The organism is Peptoniphilus sp., assembly GCF_050943655.1.
Taxonomy (GTDB): Bacteria; Bacillota; Clostridia; order Tissierellales; family Peptoniphilaceae; genus Peptoniphilus_A.
On record NZ_JBMNPQ010000043.1, the window covers coordinates 1 to 11805 of the forward strand.

An 11805-nucleotide genomic window follows, 5' to 3' on the forward strand; every position below is an offset into this window, starting at 1 on the left:
TCGGCAACTTCTTCTTGGTCATCAAGAGTTTCTACATACACCACATCTTCTAGCATGATATCTTCTATAATTAAATCTTTATCGCTAATTACTAGCTCTCTTAGGGAAATAAATCCTAAAAGTTTTTGGTACTTATCTTTTACATAACATGTATAGATAGTCTCCTTGTTCATGCCAACCTTTTTGATGTATTGTAGAGCTTCTTCTACTGTCATCTCAGGCCTTAGAGCAACATACTCTATTGTCATTATTGAGCCGGCTGAGTTTTCAGGGTATTGCAAGAATTGATTTATAAGTTTTCTTTCTTCAGCTGGCGCATTGCCAATAATACGAGTTACAAGAGTTGCTGGCATCTCTTCTAAAAAGTCTATTCTATCATCAAAGTAAAGCTCCTTTATTATTGCATCGAGCTCCTTGTCAGTCATTGAACCAACTAACTTTTTTCTTTGCGAGGAGGTCATATGACTAAATACTTCTATCGATAATTCTTTAGGTAGCATTCTAAACACAAGAAGGGTTTCTCTATCATCGAACTCTTCAAGTATTTCTGCTAGGTCCGCTTCATTTAATGTTGATACTTCTTCTTTTAAGGTTAGTAAGTCTTTAGTTTCGATTAACCTTAAGAGATATTTCTCTTCATCTACTATGTTCATAAAATTTCCTCCTTTATAAAAAAATAGGCTTAAAAAAGGGTTTACAGAAAAACTGTAAGCCCTGTACATTTGTTATTATAACACTTATATAGAATATTTATAAACTAAATTCTGCCCGCTCCTTTAAAAATATAGTAAAGTCCTGCCGCCAATACATACATTACAATTAAGACTATAGTAAGAGATTTGTTCTTCTCCATAAGACTCATAATTAGTGCAACAATTGCAGCAATAATTATAAGATATATCTGTGCCGTTATAAGAGCCGGGTTACGAGCACCCTGTGACGTTCTTATATACTGATTAATAAGAACTAGCACCATTATAACAGTTACAAGAAAAATCAAAATCTTCTCAAGAATCTTTGCAATCTTCTCTCTATTCATTTCGCAAATTATACTCCTTAAGCCCCTCTTTTAGAATTCGCATGCTCTTTTTAATCTTGTCGTTATTTAAAATAAATGCAAGTCTAACCATGCTCTTTCCATCTTCTGGATTCTTGAAAAATCCATTTGCAGGCGCAACCATTATTGTCTCACCGTCCACATCGAAGCTCTCAAGAAGCCACTTTGCAAAGTCTTCAGAGTCTTCCACTGGAAGAGTCGGCATGATGTAGAAGGCGCCTCTTGGTTTTTCAACGCTAACTCCAGGAATTTTATTTAGCTCTTCATAAATTGTGTCACGTCTTTTTTGATACTCTTCATTAACCTTTTTAAAATATTCGTCAGTTTCTTCATATAATTTAGCTGCAGCAACTTGTTCAAGAGTGGCAACAGCAAGTCTTGATGTAGTAAGCTTATCCATTGCAGCCATAAATTCTTTATTCTTTGATGCAATTGATCCAATTCTTGCACCACATGCAGCAAATCTCTTTGAAATTGAGTCCACAAGAATAAGTCTATCCTCGATTCCAGGAAGTTCTCCAAAGGATACAAACTCGTTGCCGTCGTAGATAAATTCTCTATAAACTTCATCTGCAATTATAAACAAGTCATTTTCAATTGCAACTTCGCATATTCTTTCTAGTTCTTCTCTTGAATACATTGCACCTGTCGGGTTAGTTGGGTTTGAGATTAAAACTGCAACGGACTTATCTGTCACAGCCTTTTCTATCGTCTCTTTATCTGGAATTGCAAACCCAGTCTCAGGTTTTGTCTTAAATGTTTCTATATTTACATTTAGTTGTTGAAAAACTGTGTTGTAATTTGTATAGAAAGGATCTGTCGTTATAATCTCGTCGTTATAGTCTGCAACAGCCTCTACTGCAAAAAGTAGAGCTTCGCTGGCTCCGCTTGTTATGATTATCTCATCAGGTGCGTAATTTATATTTCTATCTTTGTAATATTTTGATATTGCCTCTCTAAGCTCCTTAATTCCCTCTGAAGGTGCATAAGGAAGCGCACCTCTTTCTATATTTTTAAATGTATCAAAATAAATATCGGGCACATCAATATCTGGTGCTCCGATGTTTAAATGGTATATTTTTTTGCCTGCTTCTTCGGCCCTTTTAGCTATTGGACTTAACTTCCTGATTGCCGAATACTCAACTCTTTCTACTCTTTGTGATATTTTCATTTTTTCCCCCTATTGCCATCTTAAATCTTCACCAAAAAATCTGATCGGAACGAACTTCTGGAATACCCTGGAGAAAACTCTGTCTGTATAAGTATTCGATAGTTCTTTCGGAGATAAATTTGTCGAAATAAGTGTTTTTTTGCCACGCAAAAGTCTTGTATTAATAATATTAAAAATTTCTGAATTTGTAAAGCTTGTAACGAGCTCTATCCCTAAATCATCGACGATTAAAAGGTCAGATTCAAAGTATAAATTGTATTTTTCTTCGTCGCCCTTGTTGCGAAATTTCCTGTCTTCTAAGGTCTTTACAATTTCGTAGGCTGTCTGATAGATGACAATTTTGTCTCTATCGATTAATTCCTTGGCAATGCAGTTTAATAAAAAAGTTTTGCCCTGACCTGTTGGACCCCAAAAAAGTAGATTGAGGTCGTTATCTTTATCAAAAGTTTCGATGTATTTTTTTGCAATCTTTAGAATCCTTGCCATGTTTTCTTTTGGAGACATTTCAAACTTCTCATAAGTTTTGTCCGAAAAAACATTTAAGTCGAAGGTGTCGAAGTTCTCCTTATTTAGGACATATGCAATGGAGCTCATGTCATAGAGCTCTTCGACGATTTGCTTTTTTAGACACCTGCACTTTTTGCCGTCTTCAGTAAATCCCGTGTCTTTACAAATTTCGCAGTTATAGATTTCTTCTAAATAATCTTTTGGATAGCCGTTTTTTTCAAGCAGCTTTACTTTTTCCATTTTAAGATTATAAATCTCCTCAGAATGTTCAATGGACTTTTCTTCCGATGGATTTTTAATCTGCTCCATGCTCGCCTTTAGGGCAATGTTTCGGATCAGTGCATCAATTTCTTTTATCTCAGGAATTTTTTCGTAGATCTCTTCGCGTCTTTTTTCTTCCAATATTTTATTTTTGCGATTTATATCGTCGTAATACTTACTTATCTTCGCCTGAAGTTCCATAATCAACACCTAGTTTTTTAAAGCCTTCTCTTTGTTTTTTCATCGCCACATCTTCAAGTTCATCATCTGTGTATGAGTCTGTTATTTGCTTAAAGTTGTGGAATGCTGTTGGCTTTCTCTTTCTCTTCTGTTTATCTTTTTCTTCAATTTCTTCTACAGAATTTATGCCAAGCTTCTTCCAATTTCTTAAAATTGCATCGACATAGTTTACATTTGGATTTTGAATTTTGCTGGTCCTGTTGCAGGCGGCAAGAACCACATCAAAGTCGTAACCGAACTCATCGAACCAAGAGTTTACGATGTTAAAGTCAACTTGTGTAAACTGCTTTTTGGAAAGTCCAATGTAGCGCATAACTTTTGCATATCTCATGTACTTTATGTCGTGCTCCATGTAGGATTTTTCAATATCTTCCATAGTGCGAACATTATCCTGTGCCCAGTTTCTTACGATTTGCTCCACATAATTTATTTTGTAAATTCCCTTTACTTCAGTTGCGTAGAAGAACGCCTCTTCGATTAGTTCTGCCGGCATATTGTATGCGGTAATCCAGTTTGCAATATCTAGCTTTTTCATTGGAGGTATTGGCTCTCTCATCAAAAATTCCACTCGAGTCAATAGATTCGCAATAGTTGGATTTTCTACAACTTGAGAGTAACCTTTCTCCTTCTTCTTTTCTTTTTTAAGATTGTAGACATTTGTTATGTAGAGCTCTTTTAGATCGACAAACTCCACATTGTTTTTTTCGTCAATATTAACTATGCCCATCTTCTTCCAATACTGCCAAGCCCTTAATACGTCGGACTCAAGTATCCCCAAGAAGTCTGCGATGTTTTCGTTACTTATATCGCCTCTATTTTCGCGTGCAAATTTATAACCTAGAAGATATACCTTCACAAAGTCGCCGTTGGCGCCGGGCATAAAGTCATTTAAAAATATATTTGGAATTTGCGTATCTCCTAAATCATATTTGTTGTTTTGAACTTTAAACATTGATTCACCTTTTCTATAAATAAAGTTTCATCTTGTATGCATAAAAAAATGGTTTATTTAAAATAATTTTAAAAGAGTCCCTGTTTTCTATAAATTCAGGGTCATCTTCAGATAGTTTTCCATTTGTAAAGGGCATTAGCTTTTTGGAAACTTTTCTAAATCCAAGCTTCGTGTATAGATTTATTGCCCTCTTGTTAAATGCTGCCACATATAGAATTATTTTTCTAAATCCCACATCTTTTAAGTCCTTAAAGAATTTTTTTAAAATGGACTCTCCGATTCCCATGTTGATGTAATTTGGATCAAGAACTATTCCAAGGGTGCCAGATTTATTTATTCTGTTTACTTTTTTTATTGAGACAAATCCAATTACTTTGTCATTTAGCATAACGGCAAAATATTTTGAAAGTGGACTAGACGTCTTCCAGTCGTACCACTCTTTCATCTCTTCTTTAGAATCTTCACAGAAATTATAATCCAGGTAAAGTATGGAGTCATGCTTTCCCCAGTTTTTAAATGTATAGACATCTTCTAATTTTAAAGCTCTATAATCTATCACTTTTGAATTTTCCATAAAAGCCTCCAGTCTTAATTATATACTATAACAAAAGACTCTTAAAGATTTTTAGGTGATAAAGGGATAAATTTTTTGAATTTTGGAAAAATATTCTTTTCGGTTGTTTAATTATTTCGGATATATGATAAAATAAAGTAAACCTTTAAATTATTTTAAATCATTAAGTAAGTATATATGGGGAGATTTTATGAAGAAAAATGTAAATTTAGATGAAATTGATATTAAAATTCTGGAACTTTTACAGGAAAATGGCAGAATGAGCCACGAAGAAATTTCAAAACACTTAAATCTAACAAGACCTGCCATCCACAGAAGAATTTATAAGATGGAAGAGGCAGGATATATTAAGGGATATAAAGTTTTAATAGATTGGCAAAAGATTGGCTACAATGTGGATACTTTTGTGCTTGCAAAGGTTAGCACTAATGACTTTGAAAGACTTATATCTGCAATTATGCAAATTAAAGATGAAAACTTTAAAATTTTTGAATGCTATAGAGTTACTGGCGAACAATGTATAATGCTTAGGATAAAAACTCTAAATACTAGCGACCTTACAAGATTTTATGATATGATTTTAACTATAGATGGAATTGTAGATACTAAGACTCTTTTGATACTTTATTCCGAAAAAGGAAACAACGAGATTTTTACTAGAATAGAAGATAAATAGATAAAGGAATGATTTAATGGAGGATAGAATATTAGTTGTCGACGACGAGGTAGCCATTTCTGAAATTATTAAATTTAATTTTGAGAAGGAAGGCTATCTTGTAGACACAGCTGACAATGGTATGGAAGCAATTAAATTAGTAGAAAAAAACGACTATGTGCTAATGCTTCTAGATATAATGATGCCAAAATTAAATGGTTTTGAAACGCTAAGAGAAATTAGAAAATTTTCAAATATTGCCGTAATAATGCTTACCGCTCGCGAAGATGAAGTGGATAAAGTCTTGGGACTTGAGCTTGGTGCAGACGATTATGTCGTTAAACCTTTTTCTATGAGAGAGCTTATGGCAAGAGTAAAGGCTGTAATAAGAAGAAGTGACTCCGTTGATAAAAAAGAAGAAAAAGAGATTATGAAGGCAAAGGACCTTGAGATTGATCTTGTTAAATACGAAGTTAGAAAAAGAGGAGAAAAGCTTGAGCTTACTCTTCGCGAGTTTGAACTTCTAAAGTATCTTGCCGAGTCACCTGGAGAAGTTTTTTCAAGAGAAGAGCTCTTGGAAAAAGTTTGGGAATACGAATATTACGGCGACATCAGAACTGTAGATGTGACTGTAAGGCGCCTTCGTGAAAAAATAGAGGACAAGGACAAAGAATTTAAATACATCAAGACAAAAAGAGGCGTCGGATATTATTTTGATGATTCTGAGGTCAAAGAATAATGTTTCAATCAATTAAGTATAGATTTATTTTAATCTATGTAGTCCTAGTTGCAATTGCAATGTCAATCGTTGCAACTTTTATCGTCGATAGACTCGAGAAGATTCAAGTAGAAAATGCAACGGACTCCATGGTAAAGACAATGGACACTGTGGCAACAACGACTACAGCAATTTTAAAAGATAATATGGATGATTCACTACCCCAGCTCGACAAGACTTTGAAAGACTGGGGTATTTCCAGTGATGAATCTGTTTATATAATTTCAATAGACAAAATCCCGAGAGTTTTGGCATCGACTAGAGAATTAAAAGATACAGAGATAAAGAGGGCCTATTCAGTAAGAGGACTTGAGCCAAAGCTCATAATGGATGGAGCTAGCGGCAAGATTGAAGAAAAAATCGTAATGTCAATTAACGAAGGCTCCGTCGAAAAGCACATCGTAAGACCAATTTTATCTGAAGAGGGAAAAATCGAAAGCATTATCTATATGACTCGCGATTTAAATTCAATTTACACAGTTATTGACGAGTCCAAGGTAATCATAACAAATGCGACAATAATCTCTTTAATAATCACATCAATTTTAGGTTACTTTATCTCAAACTCAATCACAGTTCCAATTCGCGACTTGACTAAAAAGGCGCGCAAGATGGCACTTGGGGACTTTAAACAGACCGTTGATGTTAAAAGCGACGACGAAATTGGTAAGCTTGCAACCATGTTTAATTATCTAACTAAGGAACTTGCCGAGACAATCGATCAGATGGACCTTGAAAAGTCAAAGCTCGATACTATTTTTAATTACATGGCAGAGGGAGTTATTGCAATAGATAGAGAAAATAGACTCGTTCACTCAAACTCCATTGCCAAAAAACTTCTAAATATTTCAGATAAGGACGTAAGTAGGCAGATTAACCTTAAGAGTATAAGTCTTGAAAACATCGACTACAACGACGAAGAAAGTTTAAGGGGCGAAGAACTTACAAAAATTGGAAATAAATTTTATAAAGTAAAGTTTGCGCCCTATAAATCTGAAAACAACATGAACTCAGGTCTTATCATAGTTTTCCAAGACGTAAACAAGGAGCACATGCTTGATATTATGCGAAAAGAATTTGTCGCAAATGTAAGTCACGAGCTTAAGACTCCTATAACGACTATAAAGTCCTATACTGAGACACTTCTTGAGACAGAGCTTGACAGAGAATCTGAGAAGAAATTCTTAAAAGTAATCGACAGAGAAAACACGAGAATGTCAAGAATTGTAACAGACCTTCTCTCACTTTCAAACATCGACTACAACAAGGGCGATTTAAATTACACTCGCTTTGACACTTACGAATTTATTGACGAGGCAATTGAGTCGCAGTCAATTTTAATTCAAAATAAAAATCACAAGATAATTTTTGACATACCAATGGACATTAAGGACATAAGGGCCGACAGAAACGGCGCCGACCAAATCCTTACAAATATTATCTCAAACGCCTGCAAATACACAAACGAAAACGGAAGAATTGAAATATCTGCCAAAAATTCAGGCGACTTTGTAGAAATTGACGTGTGTGACAATGGAATTGGAATTCCAAAAGAGGACATGAGTAGAATTACAGAGCGTTTTTATAGAGTTGAAAAGGGCAGAAGCAGGCTCATGGGCGGAACGGGACTTGGCCTTTCCATTGCAAAGGAAATGATAGAAAGCTTCGGCGGAAAGATTGAAATTAATTCAGTCTTTCACGAAGGCACAGAGGTAAAACTCTTCTTCCCGGCAGGTGAAGACGATGAATAAAAAAAATTCAGCACTCTCAACGGGGCTAATCGTATTTTTGTTCATACTGCTTCTGTTCCAGTCCAAATTTATTTGGATGAGCTTCGGCAGCAAAAAAGAAAACTTCATGAGTAGCACCAACACGACAAACATGATGACTGAGGTGCTAATGCCGCAAAAAATTATAACAAACCTAGGAAGAGGCGAGCACTATGTGCTTTTGGACACGAGAAAGTTCTGGAGTGAAAACATAAAAAACATTTCAGAAGCCCTAAAGCAAGTTAGAGTCGAAAACTTAAAAATAATTTCTGTCGACGACTATCTAAATCTATTGAACAAAAAGTCCGTCGTATTTAAGTTTAACTCTCCCCTTTCTGGATCAATTTTTGTAAACTCAATTGGCGACGAGGGCGGAACGAGTGACATTAATCTAAGCGTGGACTCAATATATATAGATAGTAACAACAATATATACGTCGCAGGCGGACACAATTTTTATAAAATTGAGGACATAAAGACTGACATTGACATAAAAAATATACTGGATGCTGGCAAAAAAGATGGATTTTTGGCAGAGAATTTTAACGAAGCCTACGAAATAAAAAAAGATATATTCATCCCAAAAAACGACACGATGAATTTTCAAAAAGTAAATTACAAATCTGGCTTAACTGATCTTCTTGACAGCGAAAAGATTAACCTTGCCGAGAGATTTTTAAATGTGCCAATAGACTACATCAGAGAGATCACAGAGTATGACAAGGACACCTTCGTATATGAAAATGAGTACCTCTCACTTTCAGAAAATGTAATCGAGTACTCAAATAATTCAAACTTCTCTGTTGAAGACAGAAACCTATATAAATCCCTTAACACCGCAATCGAATTTATATCTACAAAGACGGGCATAAGCGGCGGAATATATCTTGAGAAGATTGAGCCAATTGATTTAAGTACCAACAAGGGCTACTCCTTCTACTTCAACTTAAAAGACGGCGCAGTGCCACTTGTTCTATCATCAGAGGATAATTCATTTATCGAGATAGATGTTTTCTCAGACAATGTAAAGAGCTACAGAGAATACTACATCAGAAAAGTTGACGACCCAAGTTATGAACAGGAAGAAATATATTTAAAGAGCATTGACAGAGTTGTTTACAAAAACTTTAGACTATTTGAGGGAGAAAACTTAAAAGACAAGATCTCAAAAATAAATTCAGTTAACATAGTCTATTTAAATGACAAAAATAATATTGGCAAAAGGCCAATGCTCGCCTACGAAATAATAGTTGGCGACAGAAAATATTATTTTAATATCACAAATGGAAAGTTAGAGATGAGCGTAAATGGATTGGAATAGGTCTAAAAAAATATTAATAATAGCTCTTTTGATGGCAAATATATTGCTGTTCTTCTATTTAAATTACAATAACATAAGGTTTCGCGACGAGTCCGAGACGAAACAGTTTAGAAATAATGTCATAAGTCTATTAAAAGATGACAAAATAAAAATTGACACTGACATTCCAAAAAAGGGAATGCTTCTGCCATCAGTTCTTGTAGAACTTCAAACATCTGATGCAGAAGAACTAAATAGCACCTACTTCGGTGGCAAGGGTAAAATCAAAAGGCCTTCAACAGACAGGACAGAAATCTCCTACAAAGACGAATATATAAACCTTGTAAACAACAAGAGAATATATTACGAAAACAGAAAATTTAAAAAAACCTATGAACTCAGAAACTTAGACGAAGTTCAGGGGATTGTAGAAGAATTTATGACTAGGAGAAAGTACGACATGAGGAATATGGCTCTATCTTACTTCGCAGTTGAAGACGGAAAATATATCCTAAACTACACCAAAAGATTTGAAAACTTGGCACTTGAATCATCTTACACAAACTTCATAATAGATGAGCGTGGAGTTGCATCCATGGATAGACTTTGGCTAAATGTAATAGATAAATCGGACACAGAAATATATCTATCCCCTGCATCAGAGGCGCTTTTATCCCTTGCGGACACAGAAGATGCCTACGGAAAAACAATTACAAAAATTTCGCCATGCTTCTACTTTAATCCCGAGGACCAAGGCTACATCGAAGACATAACGAGGGCTGTAAAGGGACGTGCCATACCGGCGTGGAAGATAGAATACTCAGACGGCGACTTTGTCGTAGTTGACAATTACTAAAATATTTAAAATCAATAATCAGCAAAACAAATGCATAAGCCTTAACAAAAAAAATCCTCTATGTTAAAATAAACATGGAGGTTTTTTATGAAATTTAGTTCTTTGGCAAGTGGATCAAGCGGAAACTGCCAATACATTGAATATAAAAATACAAAAATATTAATAGATGCGGGCCTATCAGGGAAGAAGATAGAACAAAATCTAAAAGAAATTGGAGTCGACCCAAAAAGTTTAGATGCAATTTTTGTCACACATGAACACATCGACCACTGCAAGGGTGTGGGAGTTTTGTCAAGAAGGCATGATTTAAAAGTATTTGCAAACGCAGAAACTTTTAGTAGCATGGCACCTACAGTAAAAGAGCTCGATCCCAAAAACACCTTTATTTTCGAAAACGAGAGACCATTTCAATTTAAGGACTTGCACATTAATCCAATCTCAACATTTCACGACTGTGCAAACGGATGTGGCTTTGTAGTAATTGGAGACAAAAAAATTTCCATCTTGACAGACACAGGTTGGATTAACACAGAGGCCATGGAAAAAATGAGCGAGTCAGAATTTTACTATCTCGAATCAAACCACGACGTAGATATGCTAATAAACGGAACATATCCGTGGGCGACAAAACAGAGAATACTATCCACAAAAGGTCACCTCTCTAACGAAAACGCAGCCGAAGTCTTGGAAAAACTTCTTCAAAAAAAGAAGGAGAAAGTGCTTCTAGCTCACCTATCATCGGACAACAACTTACCTGATTTAGCACTAAGTACTATTAAAGGAATTTTATCTCAAAACTTTAAAGAAGAAGAAAATGACTATACAATCGATGTGGCACCAAGACATGTCCCATCAACAGTATACGAAATTTAAGGAGGATAAATGAATATACTTGTAACAAACGACGATGGCATAAACGCAGAAGGAATAGAAGTACTAGCAAAAGCATTAATAGAAGCAGGCCACGAAGTAATAGTAGCAGCTCCAAATGTAGAAAACTCTGGCAAATCACATGCCATAACATTTAAAAATCCACTAATGGTACAAAAAGTAGAACTCGACGGACTTAAAGGAGCAGAGTGTCTATCAGTTTACGGAACACCAGCAGACTGCGTAAGAGCTGCCGTGCATTTAATCGACGAGAAGATAGACTTTTGCTTTTCAGGAATAAACTCAGGCTATAACGCAGCAACAAATGTACTATACTCAGGAACAGTATCAGCCGCAATAGAAGCAAACCTATTTGGAATACCAGCAATAGCAGTATCAGCACAGTGGAAGAAGGGTCACTCAAAATACGAAGCAGCAGCAAGAGTAGCACTTGAAGTGTTCGACAAATTAGATAACCTAACAACAGTTCAAGTTCTAAACATAAACGTGCCTTTCTCAGAATACGAAAACCTAAAGGGCGTAAAAGTATGTAAAGTCGGAAAAGACGTAATGAGTATATACGACATAACAGAAGAAGGCGAAGGATATAACATGAAGCTTAAGGGATTCCCAGAAGCAGCAAAAGACCAAGAGTCCGACATAAACTACTTGCAAGAAAACTACGCAACAGTAAGCCCACTATTATATGACGTTACGAACACAACACTAATAAACGAATTAAAAGACTTGCTAGATGAATGATGAATAAAAATATTAAGATAAGTCCCCTACACGTGTAGGGGATTTTTTAGTGG

Annotated in this window: 13 protein-coding genes; 7 read left to right on the forward strand and 6 right to left on the reverse strand. The window is 35.3% G+C overall.

From position 1 onward, the window contains the following. The 6 genes from ACOX6R_RS05200 to ACOX6R_RS05225 all read right to left on the reverse strand — a co-directional run. On the reverse strand, positions 1–653 hold a 653-nt coding region (locus tag ACOX6R_RS05200), incomplete at its 3' end, for a magnesium transporter (RefSeq protein WP_433447976.1). A gap of 104 nt (positions 654–757) precedes the next feature. Beyond that, positions 758–1039, reverse strand: coding sequence for a hypothetical protein (locus ACOX6R_RS05205; protein WP_433447978.1), 282 nt, complete (start codon positions 1037–1039; stop codon positions 758–760). Further along, positions 1032–2228, reverse strand: a complete 1197-nt coding sequence (locus ACOX6R_RS05210) for a pyridoxal phosphate-dependent aminotransferase (RefSeq protein ID WP_433447980.1) — start codon at positions 2226–2228, stop codon at positions 1032–1034. The genes ACOX6R_RS05205 and ACOX6R_RS05210 overlap by 8 nt, the downstream gene beginning before the upstream one ends. Positions 2229–2237: 9 nt before the next feature. Further along, entirely contained in the window at positions 2238–3197 is a 960-nt protein-coding gene (locus ACOX6R_RS05215; protein WP_433447983.1) for an ATP-binding protein, read from the reverse strand. After that, a complete protein-coding gene (locus tag ACOX6R_RS05220; protein WP_433447986.1) occupies positions 3172–4188 on the reverse strand; it encodes a DnaD domain-containing protein in 1017 nt (338 codons plus the stop codon). Before ACOX6R_RS05220 ends, ACOX6R_RS05215 begins: the two co-directional genes overlap by 26 nt. A gap of 13 nt (positions 4189–4201) precedes the next feature. Continuing rightward, positions 4202–4762, reverse strand: coding sequence for a GNAT family N-acetyltransferase (locus tag ACOX6R_RS05225; protein ID WP_433447988.1), 561 nt, complete (start codon positions 4760–4762; stop codon positions 4202–4204). A gap of 190 nt (positions 4763–4952) precedes the next feature. Between ACOX6R_RS05225 and ACOX6R_RS05230 the strand changes: the two genes are divergently transcribed. The 7 genes from ACOX6R_RS05230 to surE all read left to right on the forward strand — a co-directional run bounded on the left by ACOX6R_RS05230 (position 4953) and on the right by surE (position 11752). After that, positions 4953–5438, forward strand: a complete 486-nt coding sequence (locus tag ACOX6R_RS05230; protein ID WP_433447990.1) for an Lrp/AsnC family transcriptional regulator — start codon at positions 4953–4955, stop codon at positions 5436–5438. Between the two features lie 16 nt (positions 5439–5454). Beyond that, positions 5455–6156 (forward strand): response regulator, encoded by a 702-nt coding sequence (locus ACOX6R_RS05235; protein WP_433447992.1) that lies wholly within the window; start codon positions 5455–5457, stop codon positions 6154–6156. Continuing rightward, positions 6156–7946, forward strand: a complete 1791-nt coding sequence (locus ACOX6R_RS05240) for an ATP-binding protein (protein WP_433447995.1) — start codon at positions 6156–6158, stop codon at positions 7944–7946. Before ACOX6R_RS05235 ends, ACOX6R_RS05240 begins: the two co-directional genes overlap by 1 nt. Beyond that, the gene (locus ACOX6R_RS05245) at positions 7939–9285 is read left to right on the forward strand and encodes a hypothetical protein (protein WP_433447998.1); all 1347 of its coding nucleotides are present in this window, start codon (positions 7939–7941) and stop codon (positions 9283–9285) included. The genes ACOX6R_RS05240 and ACOX6R_RS05245 overlap by 8 nt, the downstream gene beginning before the upstream one ends. Continuing rightward, complete coding sequence (locus tag ACOX6R_RS05250; RefSeq protein WP_433448000.1) at positions 9272–10120, forward strand: hypothetical protein; 849 nt, start codon at positions 9272–9274, stop codon at positions 10118–10120. Before ACOX6R_RS05245 ends, ACOX6R_RS05250 begins: the two co-directional genes overlap by 14 nt. 87 nt (positions 10121–10207) lie before the next feature. Continuing rightward, a complete protein-coding gene (locus ACOX6R_RS05255; RefSeq protein ID WP_433448003.1) occupies positions 10208–10993 on the forward strand; it encodes an MBL fold metallo-hydrolase in 786 nt (261 codons plus the stop codon). Between the two features lie 9 nt (positions 10994–11002). Then, positions 11003–11752, forward strand: a complete 750-nt coding sequence (gene surE, locus ACOX6R_RS05260; RefSeq protein WP_433448005.1) for a 5'/3'-nucleotidase SurE — start codon at positions 11003–11005, stop codon at positions 11750–11752. Positions 11753–11805 lie beyond the last annotated feature (53 nt).

Coding starts and splice junctions, on each gene's coding strand:
- surE (WP_433448005.1), top strand. CDS start 11,003: ATGAATATACTTGTAACAAACGACGATGGCATAAACGCAGAAGGAATA.
- ACOX6R_RS05240 (WP_433447995.1), top strand. CDS start 6,156: ATGTTTCAATCAATTAAGTATAGATTTATTTTAATCTATGTAGTCCTA.
- ACOX6R_RS05255 (WP_433448003.1), top strand. CDS start 10,208: ATGAAATTTAGTTCTTTGGCAAGTGGATCAAGCGGAAACTGCCAATAC.
- ACOX6R_RS05250 (WP_433448000.1), top strand. CDS start 9,272: ATGGATTGGAATAGGTCTAAAAAAATATTAATAATAGCTCTTTTGATG.
- ACOX6R_RS05245 (WP_433447998.1), top strand. CDS start 7,939: ATGAATAAAAAAAATTCAGCACTCTCAACGGGGCTAATCGTATTTTTG.
- ACOX6R_RS05225 (WP_433447988.1), bottom strand. CDS start 4,762: ATGGAAAATTCAAAAGTGATAGATTATAGAGCTTTAAAATTAGAAGAT.
- ACOX6R_RS05215 (WP_433447983.1), bottom strand. CDS start 3,197: ATGGAACTTCAGGCGAAGATAAGTAAGTATTACGACGATATAAATCGC.
- ACOX6R_RS05220 (WP_433447986.1), bottom strand. CDS start 4,188: ATGTTTAAAGTTCAAAACAACAAATATGATTTAGGAGATACGCAAATT.
- ACOX6R_RS05230 (WP_433447990.1), top strand. CDS start 4,953: ATGAAGAAAAATGTAAATTTAGATGAAATTGATATTAAAATTCTGGAA.
- ACOX6R_RS05210 (WP_433447980.1), bottom strand. CDS start 2,228: ATGAAAATATCACAAAGAGTAGAAAGAGTTGAGTATTCGGCAATCAGG.
- ACOX6R_RS05235 (WP_433447992.1), top strand. CDS start 5,455: ATGGAGGATAGAATATTAGTTGTCGACGACGAGGTAGCCATTTCTGAA.
- ACOX6R_RS05205 (WP_433447978.1), bottom strand. CDS start 1,039: ATGAATAGAGAGAAGATTGCAAAGATTCTTGAGAAGATTTTGATTTTT.